Origin of the sequence: Streptosporangium becharense, from assembly GCF_014204985.1 — a bacterium.
GTDB lineage: Bacteria > Actinomycetota > Actinomycetes > Streptosporangiales > Streptosporangiaceae > Streptosporangium > Streptosporangium becharense.
Genome location: NZ_JACHMP010000001.1, coordinates 6,736,323 through 6,750,315 on the forward strand (window position 1 = coordinate 6,736,323; position 13,993 = coordinate 6,750,315).

Below are 13,993 nucleotides of genomic sequence, written 5' to 3' on the forward strand. Positions count from 1 at the left end.
GGACGCCCGGTCCGGCGGGCCGGGGTACCGGATAGCCGGTCCCGCGGGCCGGGACGCCGGTGACGGGACACCGCCCGGCCTACTCCTCCCCGGCCGCCTGCTTGCGGTAGACCTGGGTCTCGATGTCGAGGCTGATCTCGCATCCCGTGCGGAAGTAGTACTCCTCCGCCTCCTGGAACATGTCCTCGGCGACCTTCTGCGAACGCACGAAGGACAGCAGGCTCCACCCCTCCCGCCGCCCCAGGAGGATCTCGTCCTGGCCGAGGACCGGTTCGGGGCCGCCGGTGTTGCGCAGCGTCGTCGCGAAACGTCTCTCCAGCACGAGACCGAACTCCCCGGCCCGCCGCGGCAGGTCGGTCAGGACGGTGCGGTCCCCGGTGTAGTGGCGGTCGTGCGCCTCCACCAGGGAGCGGATCTCGTCGGGTCCGCGGAAGCTGTCGTCGTTGACGTCGACCACGTACAGCAGCCCGCCGGGCCGCAGCACCCGCGCCATCTCCATCAGAGCCAGGTCAGGACTGCTGAGGTGGACGAAGAGGAAGTTCGCCGTGATCACATCGTGTGACGAGTCCGGCTCACCGGTGGCGTACGCGCTGCCCCGCCGGAAGGTCAGCTCCGGAAAGGCGGACCGTGCCCTGGCGAGCAGCTGGGAGGAGGGTTCGACACCCTGGACGCGATATCCGGAGAGGACCTTCTCCTTCGCGACCGCCGCCAGGTAGTCCCCGGGCCCGGTACCGATGTCGAGCAGCGACGCGGGCGCCGGGGGGAAGGGCGTCGCCGCCAGACGGGGACGCTGTTCGGCGATCATCATCTGCCCCTGCGCGGCCAGCCGGGGCAGTTCGTCCGTCAGCGACAGCGGCTCCAGGTAGTTGTTCTCGGTCATGAGGGTGTTCCAGGCCAGCAGGTCGTCACGCCCGCTGTCGGCGAGGAACCGGACGAGCGAGGGGACCGTCAGCCGGCGGCCGTCACTCGCTGCTCTCTTGCTCAGCGCCCGGTGCTCGGCGTAGAACTCCTCCATGGCCTCGCGGCCCTCCACCACCATCACCGTCATGGCGTCGTCACCGGAGCCGATGTCGGCGTGCCGGACGAAACCGCGGCGGACGTACCGGTCGGCGAGCCGACGATGGGATCCCCGGATGATGAGGAAGAAACGGGCCGGTCGCAGGGATTCGCAGATCTGCCGCATCATCGCGGTGCCGAGCTGCTCGGTGACGAGGCGGCCCCGGTACTCGGCGAGCTCCACCCGCTTGCCGATCTGGACGCTCAGCCCGTCCACCTTGGGCAGGCGCAGGTCGGCCAGTTCGGGTGCCCCCGGCTCGTAGAGGTAGGCGGCTATCGCCCCCACCATCGTCTCGCCGGACATGGCGCACAGGTGAAGGGCGTCCGCATCCCTCTCGTGATGCACCATGTCCTCGCCGAAGCCCTGCTCGCCGGTGAACACGCGCCGTCGGAGCTCGATGATCTGCTCCCGGGCCTCATGCCCCTCAACCCATCGCGCCTGGATCTCGGCCTCGTCCTGCATCGTTGACAACTCCCACGGACCGGAATGCTGGTCCTGCGAGACTCGCCGACGGCGCATGGCATCTCCTTGGTGGCGTTTGGAGAAACTTGTAACTGCTTGTGGTTGAGACCGACCGGCCGTGCCGCGACGGATTCCCGTCGGTCGCAGCCGGCGGCACCGGGTACCGGGGCCGGGCGGGAAAAACACCGGAGGAGTGATCACTGTCACATTAGATGTCGGGAATAAGGGGAAGAAAGGGTTATGTTGAGGGAGGCGTGAACGTGGCACCCGATGTCGGCATGACCCCGCAGGGCCGGGTCATCTGTCGTCGCATGCGTGTGTGCCGGAGCTCGGAGACGGCCGGCACGCGCGCCATGGCGCGCGCGTGTCGCATGTGCTGAGCGCCGCCCCGCCCGTTCCCGCCCAGAAGTCACGAAGGCCCGAGACCATGACCTGCCCCGCGGACGACCTCGTTCTGCGCCGCCTGAGCCACCTGCCGTTTCCCCCCGGCACCCGGTAGGCACCCGCCCGCCGGAAGCCGTGCCGTGAATTTCGTCGATGTCGTCGATGTTGGGAAGACAGCAGTGATCGAAGTGTCGGGCCTGCGCAAGGTCTATGAGGTCAAGGGCCGCAAGGCGGTGGTCGCCCTCGGCGGCGTCGACCTGCGCGTCCGCGAGGGGGAGATCTACGGTGTGCTCGGGCAGAGCGGTGCCGGCAAGAGCACGTTGTTGCGCTGCGTGAACCTCCTCGAGCGGCCCACCGAGGGCACCGTCTCGGTGGCCGGACGGGAGCTGACCACGCTGGGGGAGCGGGAACTGCGCGAGGCGCGCCAGCGGATCGGCATGATCCACCAGCACTTCGCCCTGCTGTCCTCCCGGACGGTCGCGGGGAACGTGGCGTTTCCGCTGGAGGTCATGAAGGTCGGCAAGGCCGAGCGCGCCAGGCGTGTCGCCGAGCTGCTGGAGCTGGTCGGGCTGGCCGACAAGGCGAAGGCGCATCCCGGGCAGCTGTCCGGCGGGCAGAAGCAACGGGTGGGCATCGCCCGCGCGCTGGCGGGCAACCCCTCGGTCCTGCTGTCGGACGAGGCCACCTCGGCGCTGGACCCGGGCACCACGCAGTCGATCCTCGCCCTGCTCAAGCGCCTCAACCGCGAGCTCGGCCTGACGATCCTGCTGATCACCCACGAGATGTCCGTCGTCAAGGCGATCTGCGACTCGGTCGCCATCATGCGCGACGGTCTCATCGAGGAGTCCGGCACCATCCCCGAGCTGATCGCCCGGCCCGGCTCCCGGCTCGCCGCCGAGCTGTTCCCGCTGCCCGAGCCGGAGCCCGGCACCGTCACGGTCACTTTCACCGGGCAGGCCGACGAGCCGGTGGTCTCCCGGGTGGTCCGCAAGTTCGACGTCGACGTCAACATCCTCGGCGGGGCACTGGAGGAGGTGGCCGGTGTCGCGACCGGGCGCCTGCTCCTGCGTCTCACCGGTGACGAGCGCGCCGCGGCGCTCACCTACCTGGCCGAGCGCGGCCTGCTGGTTCAGGAGGCGTGATGACCTGGGACGACATGCTTCCGCTGCTGCTGGAGTCGACCGGGCAGACCGTCGAGATGGTCCTGTGGTCGACCCTGTTCACCGTGGTCCTGGGGCTTCCGCTCGGGGTGGCGCTGGTCGTCACCGACCGCGGCGGGCTGTTCCCCTCGCCCGTGCTCAACCGGGTGCTCGGATTCGTGGTCAACGTCGGCCGCTCGCTGCCGTTCATCATCCTGATGATCGCGGTGATCCCGCTGACCAGGCTGATCGTCGGGACCACCATCGGCAGCAGCGCCTCGGTGGTCCCGCTGACCCTCGGCGCCGCGCCGTTCTTCGCCCGCCTGGTGGAGACCGCGCTACGTGAGGTGGGCAGGGACAAGGTTCAGGCGGCCCAGGCGATGGGGGCCAGCCGCTCGACCGTTGTGGCCAAGGTCCTGCTGCCGGAGGCGATGCCCGGTCTGATCGCCGGGCTCACGGTCACCGTGGTGGCGCTGATCTCGTACTCGGCGATGGCCGGGGCGATCGGCGGGGGCGGACTGGGAGACCTGGCCATCCGCTACGGCTACCACCGTTTCGAGACCACGCTCATGATCGTCACGGTCGTGGTGCTGGTCGTCGTGGTCCAGCTCGTGCAGACCCTGGGCGACATGGTGGCCCGCCGCCTCGCCCGTAACTGAATCTCTCCCTTTCCTCCCGGGATCCGGCCACGAGCGGGATCCCGTGGCTTCTCATACCCACAAGGAGCGCATAATGCGTAGATTGTCGGCTTTTACGGCTGTTGTAACAGCACTCGTCCTGACACTCGCCGCCTGCGGATCGGACGAGTCCACCTCCACCGCCGGCGGGGGAGCCGCCCCGGCCGGTGAGGTGCTCAGGGTCGGCGCGAGCCCGGTCCCGCACGCGGCGATCCTCACGTTCGTCAAGGACAAGCTCGCCGCCAAGGAGGGCCTGAATCTGGAGATCGTCGAGTTCACCGACTACGTCCAGCCGAACGTGCAGCTCGACGAGGGCCAGCTCGGCGCCAACTACTTCCAGCACAAGCCGTACCTGGACGATTTCAACGCCTCCAAGGGCACCAAGCTGAGCTTCGTCCAGCCGGTGCACCTGGAGCCGCTGGGGCTGTACTCCAAGAAGGTGACCGAGGCCGCCGCCCTGGGCCAGGGGGCCACCGTGGCCGTGCCGAACGACGCCACCAACCTCGGCCGGGCCCTGAAGCTGCTGGCCGACAACTCGCTGATCACGCTGAAGGACGGCGTCGGCACCGCCGCCACCGAGCGCGACGTGACCGGCAACCCCAAGGGGCTGAAGTTCCAGCCGCTGGAGGCCGCGCAGCTGCCCCGTTCCCTCCAGGACGTGGACGCCGCGGTGATCAACGGCAACTACGCCCTGGAGGGCGGCCTGAACCCGGCCTCCGACGCTCTGCTGGTGGAGAAGGCCGAGGGCAACCCGTACGCCAACGGCCTGGTGGTGGCCGTGGGCAAGGAGAAGGACCCGCGTGTGACCAAGCTCGCCGCGCTGCTCTCCGGGCCCGAGGTGAAGCAGTTCATCGAGCAGACCTACAAGGGGGCGGTCATCCCCGCCACGAGCTGACGCCGCCCGGGGGCGGGGCACGATGCGGAGGCGTGGGCGACGACGATCACGCCGCCCGCCGCCGTCCGGGAGCGAGGGGCCGTCGTCCGGCGCCGGGCGTCCGGCATCGGATGTCGGGTGCCCGGCGCTCGGCGCCGGGGGATCCGGTGTCCGTCGCCGGCCTCCCGGCGCGGGACGACCGACGGCGGATAAGTGAACACTTCTCAGCGAAGAGTGGGCCGAGTAATGTTCGGTTTCATGCACCCGGGAGCCATCGCCGCAGTCTCGCCGGACAAGCCCGCTGTGATCATGGCGGGCTCCGGGCGGGTCGTGACCTATCGTGAGCTGGACGAGGAGTCCAACCGCCTTGCCCACCTCCTCCGCGCCGCCGGGCTCCGGCCGGGCGACCACATCGCCTTCATGCTGGAGAACCACCCGCTGTTCCTTGCGGTCGCCTGGGCGGCGCACCGCTCCGGCCTGTACTACACCGCCATCAGCTCCCGGCTGAAGGCCGACGAACTCGCCTACATCGTCGACAACTGCGGGGCCCGGGTCTTCATCTCCTCCGCCGCCCTCGCCGAGGTGGCCGTCTCCATCACGGACGCCACGCCGGGGGTCGAGCGCAGGCTCATGCTGGACGGCGTCGCCCCCGGCTTCGACTCTTACGAGGAAGCCGTCGCGGCCCACCCCGCCACACCCGTCGACGACGAGTGCCAGGGCGTGGACATGCTCTACTCCTCCGGCACCACCGGGCGGCCCAAGGGGGTCAAGCCGACGCTGTCGAAGGCGCCGCTGGACGTGCCCGGTCCGCTGCTCCAGCTCATCCAGTTCCTCTTCGCCCCCTCGGCCGACAGCGTCTACCTCTCCCCGGCGCCGCTCTACCACGCGGCCCCGCTGCGCTACTGCCTGAGCTTCCAGCGTCTGGGTGCCACGATCGTCGTCATGGAGCGGTTCGACCCCGAACAGGCGCTCGCGCTCATCGAAAGACACCGGGTCACGCACTCGCAGTGGGTGCCGACCATGTTCATCAAGATGCTCAAGCTGCCCGAGGAGACCCGCGCCCGCTACGACCTCTCCGCCCTGACGTGCGCCGTCCACGCCGCAGCCCCCTGCCCGGTCCCGGTCAAGGAACAGATGATCGACTGGTGGGGGCCGATAATCCACGAGTACTACGCGGGAACCGAGGGCAACGGCTTCCTCTATGTCGGCTCCGAAGACTGGCTCAAGCACAAGGGCACCGTCGGCCGCCCCCTGCTCGGGGTGACGCACATCTGCGACGAGGACGGCAACGAACTGCCGCCGGGCGAGCACGGCACCGTCTACTTCTCCGACGGCCCCGACTTCGTCTACCACGGTGACGAGGACAGGACGAGAGCCTCCCGCGACCCGCGGGGACGAGGCTGGACCACCCTCGGCGACATCGGCTACCTCGACGAGGAGGGCTTCCTCTACCTCACCGACCGCCGCTCGTACATGATCATCTCTGGCGGGGTCAACGTCTACCCGCAGGAGGCCGAGAACGTCCTGGCCGTCCATCCGAAGGTGGCGGACGTGGCCGTCTTCGGCGTCCCCGACGAGGAGATGGGAGAGCAGGTCAAAGCAGTCGTCGAGCCGGTCTCCATGGACCTGGCCGGTCCGGAGCTGGAGGCCGAGCTGATCGAATACTGCCGGGCCCGGCTCGCGGCGTACAAGTGTCCCCGGTCGGTCGACTTCAGGCAGGAGCTCCCCCGCCATCCGACGGGAAAGCTCTACAAGCGCCTGCTCCGCGACGAGTACTGGCCCGCGAAGTCGTCCTGACCCGCGGAGCCGGTGTCCCCGCACGGCCCGCTGATCCGGGCCGTCCCTGCGTCGGCTCCGGCTCCGGTGCGGCGAGGGCGGGTCCGTGGATTCTCCCGGGGCCCGGTAGCCGAGCGAGATGTCGTGTCCGTTGCGAGTGGTTGGCATGGGTGGCTGTTCCGGGGTTTTGGGGTGGATTGTCATGCGGAAGGCGTATAGTGCGCGAGTGCATCCTCCGCAGGAACCCCAGCAGTGGCCGGGTCGACAGGACCAGCCGACCCGGCAGTTTCCGCAGGCCGGCCAACCCCATCAGCCGTACGGGCAGCCGACCCACCAGTTTCCGCAGGGCGGTCAGCCCCATCAGCCGTACGGGCAGCCGACCCAGGCGTACCCGCAGGCCGGCCCGCACTACCAGCAGGGGGGGCCGCCCCAGGGCTGGCAGCAGCCCCCGCTGGGTCCGCCGCCCGGGTGGCCCCAGGGCCCGCCCCAGCCGCCCAAGAAGCGCGGGTTCGGGCTCGCGGTGGCCGGTGGCGTGCTGCTCGTGCTCGCCCTGGTCGGTGGTGGCGTGGTCCTGCTGAACGGGGAGGACGCAGGCGCGTCCCGGCCGACGGTGGCGAAGCCGAGCACGTCGGCCGGAGCCGGGCAGGACGAGAGGACCGCGGAACCGACGGAACCGACGGAACCGACGGCGGAGCCTACCGGGGAGCCGACCGCCGGGTCCGTGCCGGAGCAGAGCCTCCAGCCCAGCACGCCACCCACCACTCAGCCCACCACGCAGCCCAGCGAGACGGCCGGCTCGGGGAACCAGAAGGGGCAGGAGGCCCTGTTCATAGCCGCGTTGCGGCAGAACAACGCGCTGCGGAACATCCCCAGCGTCAAGTTGATCCAGATCGGCAAGCAGATGTGCGCGTCCCTCGACGGCGGTAGCAGCTTGACGGACGTGGCGACCAGCGGTGCCGGCGGTCTGGAGTTGGAGTCGGCCGCCTACGTGGCGGGTGCGGCGATCGTCACCCTGTGCCCCCGTCACCGGGACAAGATCCCCAACTAGGCCATGCGGTCCTGATCGGACGGTCCGAAGCCGGTGACCGGCCGTTCTCGGCCGCGGCCGGGCAGGCGGGACCGTCTTTCTCCGTCGGCCGGGGCGCCGGAGCCGGCCGGTCCCGGCGCAACGCCCCGGCACACACCCGGCCGTAGGTCTTCAGGGCCAGTGGACGCCGCGCCGCTCGCCGTGGCAACTGCCCATCCACCGGGAGTCGACGTAGAGGGTTCCGAACCCGCTGTCGACGGGGACGATCGGGCGACGGCAGGCGGCGCAGACCTGTTCGCCGCGCTTCCACATCTCGTGGAACTCCTCCCGGGTCGGCCGATGGCTTCTCATGCCTCGACCTGGGCCCGTTCGTCGCCGGTGACGCGCCTCACGCCGAGCGCGCCGACCGTGGAGTCCAGGTCCCCGCGGGACAGGTGCCGACGGCGGGCGAGCGTGATGGCCGGCCTCTGCGGGGTCATGCGGCGCGCCGTCCGGGCCGGCCCTGCCTGACGGCCGCGATGACGCGGTCGGGTACGCCCTCCGTCTCCCGGGTGACCTCGATCCGGCCCGGCCGGCGGTGGAGAACGGCCGATGAGACGCCGTCGGGGAGTGCGTCGAAGCTCATGGCACGACGTTATGAACCGCCGGGTGTCATCCTCAACGAAGTTGCTTCAGGTTTCTCCACGACCGGCTGCCCGGCGAAACAGGTCCTGATGATCGGGCACCTGGTGAGAGGTGTGCTCCCGCTTCCCGTGCACCGTCGGCCGTGGAACGGTGCGCACAAGTAATGAGCCAGCAAAGCAGACGCATGCCATGTATCTACTCGGGAAGGGGAGAGTCTTACCAAGACGGACATACAGAAGGGATGATCATGGCTGCGCGCTACGTGCTCAAGAAGGCATCCAACGGTTACCGCTTCAACCTCGTCGCCCCCAACGGGCAGATCATCGCCACCAGCGAGTCCTACACGACGAAGGCGAACGCCCTGGCGGGCATCGAGTCGGTCCGCGCCAACGCCGACGCGCCGGTCGACGACCAGACCGGCTGACTCTGTGCCGCTTTCCAGTGGGGAGCGGACGACCGACGTCCCGGGTTCCGTATGCCCGGATCCCGCCCCCGGACGCGTCCGTGTCCTGGTTGCCGGCCTTGACCGGCGTGTCCCCGCCCCCGGCCGACGCGGCCGGCTCTTCGTCGATGAGGCGCCGGCGGGCCTCCTCCGGAACGTGCGGCCGGTCGGCCTCGGGGGCCGGGAGGGGGTTCCCGCTTCTCTTCGCCTGTCGACTCCTTCCTCCTCTCCGGTCGTCGGCCCCTTCTCCCACATCCAGATCCGCAGGGGGCGGCGGAAACCCGTTCCGGATCTCCGACACCACCTCTGACCAGGGAAGATAAGACCACTGTCAGTGGAAGGCGATCAAGTCGATCATCCCCTTAGCCGGGTCTTACGCGCGGTGAGGCATTGTTTCTCATAGCCGGTGAGCACCGGTCTTGGCCCTGGGGATCCGGGGCGTAGGACATGGGGGAAGACATGGAAGCGAACAGAGACGATCAGGAGAACGCGCCGGCCGAGGCCGCCCCCGGGAACGATGGCTGGACCCAGTTCGGGAAGGTCCCGCCGCGTGCCGGGGCCTACCGTCCCGGTGGTGCCGCCCATGGTTCCGTTGGTGACACCGCACCGCAGCCGACGTTGGTCCCCCCGGTGCCCGTACAGCCCGCCGCCGGGACGCCTGAGGCGTGGGAGACTCCGGGCTCCGGGGTCCGGGGGGCTTCGGGGGCCCCGGGAGCGCCGTGGGCGACGGGGACACCCGCAGTGGCCGGAGCGCTCGGAGCGCCGGGGATGCCGGGGATGCCGGGAGCACCCGCCGTGGTGCCCGCACCCCGGGCCAGGCTCACCGTGGGGCAGAGGCTCGGCGCCGGCCTCGCGCTGGCCGCCATGGCCGTCGGGGGTGGGGCGGTGGGGGCCTTCACCGCCACGAGCTTCGGGCAGTCCACCACGGTCGCCGCGTCCAGCCCGATCGCCGGCACCGCGGTGAGCGGCACGGCCACGGTCGCCGACATCGCCCAGGCCGTCCAGCCCGCGGTGGTCTCCATCGAGGTCAGGACCTCCAACAGTGCGGGAGGAGGGTCCGGCGTGGTGCTCTCGGCCGATGGCCTGATCCTCACCAACAACCACGTCGTGGACGGCGTCGGCCAGGGGGGTCAGGTGATCGTCAGGTTCAGCGACGGCAAGACCGCCAACGCCAAGATCGTCGGCACCGACCCGGCCACCGACCTCGCGGTCATCAAGGCGGACGGCGTCTCCGGGCTCACCAAGGCGGCCATCGGCGACAGCGACCGGCTCAAGGTGGGCGACTCCGTCCTGGCCATCGGCAGTCCGCTCGGCCTGTCGGGTTCGGTCACCGCCGGGATCGTCAGCGCGCTGAACCGCACGCTGACCGTGGGCGGCGACCAGGGCCGTCAGCAGCTGCCGCCGGGCTGGGGCGGGGGGGAGTCCCGGGGAAGCGCGCCCACCACCATCGGAGGGGCCATCCAGACCGACGCGGCGATCAACCCCGGCAACTCCGGCGGCGCACTGGTCAACGCGAAGGGTGAGGTGGTCGGGATCAACACCGCCATCTTCACCAACGGCGGCGAGGGCAACATCGGCGTCGGCTTCGCCATCCCGATCAACACCGCGAGCCAGGTCGCCCAGCAGCTCATCACGACCGGCAAGGTCTCCCACGCCTTCCTGGGCGTCAGCGTCACCGACGCGCTGGGCGACGCCGGCGGCGCCCTGATCGGCCAGATCACCGAGGGCAGCCCGGCGGCCCAGGCGGGTCTCAAGCAGGGCGACCTGATCACCAAGATCAACAACACGGCCGTCGAGGAGGCCGCCACCGTGGTCGGCGCGGTCCGCGGCTTCAAGCCCGGCCAGCAGGTGACCATCACCTACGTTCGCGACGGGCGCTCCCAGACCGTCACCGTGACCCTCGTCGAGAAGACCGGCGAGTAAAGGACCCTTGGTTGCCCCCTTGGGGGATGCGCCGCCTGACCGTGACGGTCCGGCGGCGCATTCGTGTCTCTCTCCCTCCCGGGATCAGCGCCCGGCGGTCAGAGCCTCCGAACGCCACAGGTCGCGGTAGTAACCGGGGGAGGAGACCAGCTGTTCGTGGGTGCCCCGCTGGATCACCGAGCCGTTCTCCAGCACGACGATCTCGTCCACCCGTTCCAGCCCGCGCAGGCGGTGTGTGACGAGCAGCGTGGTGCGTCCGTGCGTGGCGTCCAGCAGATCGGCCATGAGGGCGTCCGCGGTCGTCTCGTCCAGGGCCTCGGCGGGCTCGTCCAGCAACAGGACCGGAGGGTCGTGCAGCAGGGCCCGCGCCAGCGCCAGGCGCTGGAGCTGGCCGCCGGAGACCGTCCGGCCGTCCTCGCCGAGCACGGCGTCCCAGCCGGTGCGCTCCACCCACCGCTCCAGCCGCGCCCGCCGCACGGCCTCGTCCAGTTCCCCCTGGCCCACGTCGGGACCGGCCAGCCGCAGGTTGTCGCGCAGGGACGTCTGGAACACGTACGGGTCCTGGGTGAGCCCCGTCATCAGCCGCCGGGCGTCGTCGGCGGACAGTTCCCCCAGCTCGACGCCGTTCACCCGGATCGTCCCCGACTCGGGCTCGACCAGGCGCATCAGGGCGGACAGCAGCGTGCTCTTCCCTGCGCCGCTGGGCCCGACCAGGGCGACACGCCTGCCGGGGGTGAGGGTCAGGCTGACGCCGTCCAGCGCGGGAGCGCGATCGGCGCCGTGGCGGACCACCAGGTTCTCGACCTCGACCGTCAGCGGCCCCGTGGGAGGCGCCGCGGGCGTGGCCGGGTCGGTCACCGCGGGCGGCGTCGAACGGATCTCCCGCAGCCGCCGCAGGGCGGCGAGCACGCCGGTCAGCCGCTCCCCGGCCGCGGCCATCGGCAGCACGGGCTCGAACGACACCAGCGACGTCAGCGCCAGCACCGTGGTGGCGACGGTGCCCACCCCGGCGCCCTGCGCGACCAGGACGACCGCCACCACCGTCAGACCCTGGACGAGCACGCCCAAGGTCGCCGCCAGCGCGTTCGCCCGTGCCCGGCGGCCCTCCAGCCGCGCCAGGCGGGCGTCCGCCTCGTCCGCCGCGGCCAGCGCCCGCCCGTTGGCCCCGTACGCGGCCAGGTCGGCCGCGCCGTGCACCAGATCGGCGACCCTGGCGGCCAGGTCGGCGCGGGCCGGGGCGATGCGTGCCGCCCAGCGCCGTGCGGCGGCGGCCGTGCCGGCCGGGATCAGGACCCCGCCCACCACCAGCCCGGCCAGCAGCACCAGCGCCGCGGCCGGCAGCACGAACAACCCGATCACGACCGCCGTCACCCCGGTCACCAGCGCCGCGGCGGCCGGCAGCAGGCAGCGCACCCACAGGTCCTGGACGGCGTCGGTGTCGTCGACCATCCGGCTCAGCAGGTCGGCTCCGCGCTGGTTCAGCGGCCCGGCGGGAATGAGCGCCCGGTAGAGCCCTTCCCTGGTCGTGGCCTGGGCACGCAGTGCGACGTCGTGCCCGGCCAGGCGTTCGGCGTACCGGAAGACGCCCTTGCTCGTCGCGAACGCCCTGACCCCGACGATCGCCACGCTCAGCGCCGCCAGTGGAGGCTGTTCGGCGGCCCGGGCGATCAGCCACGCGGCGGACCCGATCAGCCCGAGCCCGGCCAGCTCGGCGGCGGCGCCCGCCGCCGCGGCGAGGCCCAGCCGCCGGCCCATCCGGTCGGTGCGGATGCCGGGATCGAGATCCCTGATTCCTGTCATCGGGACGGGACCTCCTTGCGCGTGCGGGCCGGGTTCTTCCCGTCGTCCCGGGTGCCGGCCCCGGCGCCGTTCCGCGTGCCGTCCGGTGTGCCGGCCCGCCTATCGCCCCCGCCGTCCGGTGTGCCGGCCCGGGTGTCGTCCACCACGCGGCCGTCGGCGATCCGGATCACCCGGTCGGCCAGGTCGATCATCGCCGGCCGGTGCGCGACGATCACGGCGGTGCGGCCCTCGGCGAGGTCACGGGTCGCGGTGACGACGGCGCTCTCACTGCGGCCGTCGAGGCGGGCGGTCGGCTCGTCCAGCAGGAGCAGCCCGGCCTCCGGCCGGCAGAACGCGCGGGCCAGCGCGACCCGCTGCCGCTGTCCGGCCGACAGGTTCGCCCCCCGCTCGCCCAGCACGGTGTCGTACCCGTCGGGCAGCGCCGCGACGAACTCGTCGGCGTACGCGGCCCGCGCCGCGGCTCTGACCTGGTCCGCCGTCGCCTCCGGCGCACCCAGCCTGATGTTGTCGGCCACCGAGGCGGCGAACAGGTGCGGACGCTGGGGCACGAACGCCAGCCTGTCCCGCCAGGGGCCGTGGTCGGTCAGTTCGACGCCGTCGACCAGCACCCGGCCCGAAGCGGGGCCGACGAAGCCCAGCAGCAGGTGGAGCAGGGTGCTCTTGCCCGCTCCGCTCTCGCCGACCAGCGCCACCCGCTCACCGGGCGCGATCACCAGCGAGACGTCCTCAAGCGCCGCCTCCTCGCGGTCCGGGTAGCGCACGGTGACGTTCTCCAGCCGGATCTCCGGCGCCCGGCCGTCCTTCCCGGAGGCGCCCGTTCCCACAGCGGCGGCCATGACGGGGGTGTCGGCGGTGCCGGTCGGCCGAGCCGTGCCGTCCAGCACGGCGAAGGCCTCGTCGGCGGCGGCGACCCCCTCCATCGCCGCGTGGAACTTGTTGCCCATGGCGCGCAGCGGCAGGTACGCCTCCGGGGCCAGGAGCAGCACCAGCAGCGCGGTCGGCAGGTCCAGCGAGCCGGACAGCAGCCGCAGGCCCACCGGGACGGCGACCAGCGCCAGCGACAGGGAGGCGGCGAGCTCCAACACCAGCGATGACAGGAACGCCACCCGGAGCGTGCGCATCGTGGCGTTCCGGTGGGCGTCGGCGACCTGCCGGATCACCTCCGCCTGGTGGCGGGCCCGGCCGAAGGCGCGCAGGGTGGGCAGGCCCCGGACCACGTCCAGGAAGTGGCCGCCGAGGCGGGACAGGGCTTGCCACTGGCGTTCGGTGACGGCCTTGGTGTGCATGCCGACCAGCGCACCGAAGACCGGGATGAGCGGCAGGGTGACCAGCACGATCACCGCGCTGGTCAGGTCGGCGGCGAACAGGCGGACGAGCACCGCGACCGGGACGACGCCGGCGACCGCCACCGAGGGCAGGTAGCCCGTCAGGTAGGGGTCGAGGGCGTCCAGCCCGCGGCCGGTCAGCGTGACCAGCTCGCCCGAGCGCTGCGCCGCCGGCCGTACCGGGCCCAGCTCCTGCAACCGTGACAGCAGGCGGTGTCGGAGCACGGACTTCACCCCGGTGGCCGCGCGGCCCGCGGCGACGCCCTGGAGGAGGGCGAGCAGCGCCCGCACGCCGACGACCAGTGCCAGCAGCAGCAGCGCGGAGGCGGCGAACCGCCCGGAGAGCACTCCGGCCAGCAGCTCCGCCTGGACCAGGACGAGCAGGCCGGCGAGGACGGCGGCGGCCAGACACAGGGCCAGGTGGCCGCGGACGGCCCGCTCGCTCCGTGCCAGCCTCACGAGATCCTTGTGCATGCCATCCTC

The 13,993-nt window shown here is 71.5% G+C and carries 13 protein-coding genes; 7 read left to right on the forward strand and 6 right to left on the reverse strand.

Annotation, left to right across the window (positions count from 1 at the left end; all coding sequences use genetic code 11):
* Positions 1-79 precede the first annotated feature (79 nt).
* Entirely contained in the window at positions 80-1,576 is a 1,497-nt protein-coding gene (locus F4562_RS29310) for a methyltransferase domain-containing protein (protein ID WP_184547968.1), read from the reverse strand.
* A gap of 506 nt (positions 1,577-2,082) precedes the next feature.
* Here F4562_RS29310 and F4562_RS29315 point away from each other — a divergent pair.
* The 5 genes from F4562_RS29315 to F4562_RS29335 all read left to right on the forward strand — a co-directional run bounded on the left by F4562_RS29315 (position 2,083) and on the right by F4562_RS29335 (position 7,417).
* On the forward strand, positions 2,083-3,045 hold the full coding sequence (locus tag F4562_RS29315; protein WP_184547966.1) for a methionine ABC transporter ATP-binding protein: 963 nt from the start codon (positions 2,083-2,085) through the stop codon (positions 3,043-3,045).
* A complete protein-coding gene (locus F4562_RS29320; protein ID WP_184547964.1) occupies positions 3,045-3,701 on the forward strand; it encodes a methionine ABC transporter permease in 657 nt (218 codons plus the stop codon). Before F4562_RS29315 ends, F4562_RS29320 begins: the two co-directional genes overlap by 1 nt.
* Positions 3,702-3,774: 73 nt before the next feature.
* Positions 3,775-4,614, forward strand: a complete 840-nt coding sequence (locus F4562_RS29325; protein WP_184547962.1) for a MetQ/NlpA family ABC transporter substrate-binding protein — start codon at positions 3,775-3,777, stop codon at positions 4,612-4,614.
* A gap of 237 nt (positions 4,615-4,851) precedes the next feature.
* Positions 4,852-6,390, forward strand: a complete 1,539-nt coding sequence (locus tag F4562_RS29330; RefSeq protein ID WP_184547960.1) for an acyl-CoA synthetase — start codon at positions 4,852-4,854, stop codon at positions 6,388-6,390.
* 205 nt (positions 6,391-6,595) lie between these two features.
* Positions 6,596-7,417 carry a DUF732 domain-containing protein gene (locus tag F4562_RS29335; protein ID WP_184547957.1) on the forward strand — a complete coding sequence of 274 codons (822 nt, stop codon included), beginning with the start codon at positions 6,596-6,598 and terminating at the stop codon, positions 7,415-7,417.
* A 150-nt stretch (positions 7,418-7,567) separates the two neighbouring features.
* On the opposite strand, the gene F4562_RS29340 is transcribed toward F4562_RS29335, so the two are convergent.
* Genes F4562_RS29340 through F4562_RS29345 form a run of 3 tightly spaced genes read right to left on the reverse strand, consistent with a single transcriptional unit; the run spans position 7,568 to position 8,021 of the window.
* Positions 7,568-7,747 carry a hypothetical protein gene (locus tag F4562_RS29340; protein WP_184547955.1) on the reverse strand — a complete coding sequence of 60 codons (180 nt, stop codon included), beginning with the start codon at positions 7,745-7,747 and terminating at the stop codon, positions 7,568-7,570.
* Positions 7,744-7,875: a hypothetical protein gene (locus F4562_RS36025; RefSeq protein ID WP_260316414.1), complete on the reverse strand. Its 132-nt coding sequence runs from the start codon at positions 7,873-7,875 to the stop codon at positions 7,744-7,746. Before F4562_RS36025 ends, F4562_RS29340 begins: the two co-directional genes overlap by 4 nt.
* Positions 7,872-8,021: a hypothetical protein gene (locus tag F4562_RS29345; protein ID WP_184547953.1), complete on the reverse strand. Its 150-nt coding sequence runs from the start codon at positions 8,019-8,021 to the stop codon at positions 7,872-7,874. Before F4562_RS29345 ends, F4562_RS36025 begins: the two co-directional genes overlap by 4 nt.
* 246 nt (positions 8,022-8,267) lie before the next feature.
* On the opposite strand from F4562_RS29345, the gene F4562_RS29350 reads away from it, so the two are divergent.
* The gene (locus F4562_RS29350; RefSeq protein WP_184547951.1) at positions 8,268-8,444 is read left to right on the forward strand and encodes a YegP family protein; all 177 of its coding nucleotides are present in this window, start codon (positions 8,268-8,270) and stop codon (positions 8,442-8,444) included.
* Positions 8,445-9,230: 786 nt separating this feature from the next.
* Complete coding sequence (locus F4562_RS29355) at positions 9,231-10,385, forward strand: S1C family serine protease (RefSeq protein ID WP_446697322.1); 1,155 nt, start codon at positions 9,231-9,233, stop codon at positions 10,383-10,385.
* 84 nt (positions 10,386-10,469) lie between these two features.
* Here the strand turns inward: F4562_RS29355 and cydC are convergent, their stop codons facing one another.
* Positions 10,470-12,185, reverse strand: a complete 1,716-nt coding sequence (cydC, locus tag F4562_RS29360) for a thiol reductant ABC exporter subunit CydC (protein WP_246473597.1) — start codon at positions 12,183-12,185, stop codon at positions 10,470-10,472.
* The gene (cydD, locus tag F4562_RS29365; RefSeq protein WP_184547947.1) at positions 12,182-13,984 is read right to left on the reverse strand and encodes a thiol reductant ABC exporter subunit CydD; all 1,803 of its coding nucleotides are present in this window, start codon (positions 13,982-13,984) and stop codon (positions 12,182-12,184) included. Before cydD ends, cydC begins: the two co-directional genes overlap by 4 nt.
* Positions 13,985-13,993 lie beyond the last annotated feature (9 nt).

What these genes read in the sequence shown, in the direction of transcription:
- F4562_RS29310 (WP_184547968.1), bottom strand. Translation starts at nt 1,576, where the DNA reads ATGCGCCGTCGGCGAGTCTCGCAGGACCAGCATTCCGGTCCGTGGGAG.
- F4562_RS29320 (WP_184547964.1), top strand. Translation starts at nt 3,045, where the DNA reads ATGACCTGGGACGACATGCTTCCGCTGCTGCTGGAGTCGACCGGGCAG.
- F4562_RS29325 (WP_184547962.1), top strand. Translation starts at nt 3,775, where the DNA reads ATGCGTAGATTGTCGGCTTTTACGGCTGTTGTAACAGCACTCGTCCTG.
- F4562_RS29330 (WP_184547960.1), top strand. Translation starts at nt 4,852, where the DNA reads ATGCACCCGGGAGCCATCGCCGCAGTCTCGCCGGACAAGCCCGCTGTG.
- F4562_RS29340 (WP_184547955.1), bottom strand. Translation starts at nt 7,747, where the DNA reads ATGAGAAGCCATCGGCCGACCCGGGAGGAGTTCCACGAGATGTGGAAG.
- F4562_RS36025 (WP_260316414.1), bottom strand. Translation starts at nt 7,875, where the DNA reads ATGACCCCGCAGAGGCCGGCCATCACGCTCGCCCGCCGTCGGCACCTG.
- F4562_RS29345 (WP_184547953.1), bottom strand. Translation starts at nt 8,021, where the DNA reads ATGAGCTTCGACGCACTCCCCGACGGCGTCTCATCGGCCGTTCTCCAC.
- F4562_RS29350 (WP_184547951.1), top strand. Translation starts at nt 8,268, where the DNA reads ATGGCTGCGCGCTACGTGCTCAAGAAGGCATCCAACGGTTACCGCTTC.
- F4562_RS29355 (WP_446697322.1), top strand. Translation starts at nt 9,231, where the DNA reads ATGCCGGGGATGCCGGGAGCACCCGCCGTGGTGCCCGCACCCCGGGCC.
- cydC (WP_246473597.1), bottom strand. Translation starts at nt 12,185, where the DNA reads ATGACAGGAATCAGGGATCTCGATCCCGGCATCCGCACCGACCGGATG.
- cydD (WP_184547947.1), bottom strand. Translation starts at nt 13,984, where the DNA reads ATGCACAAGGATCTCGTGAGGCTGGCACGGAGCGAGCGGGCCGTCCGC.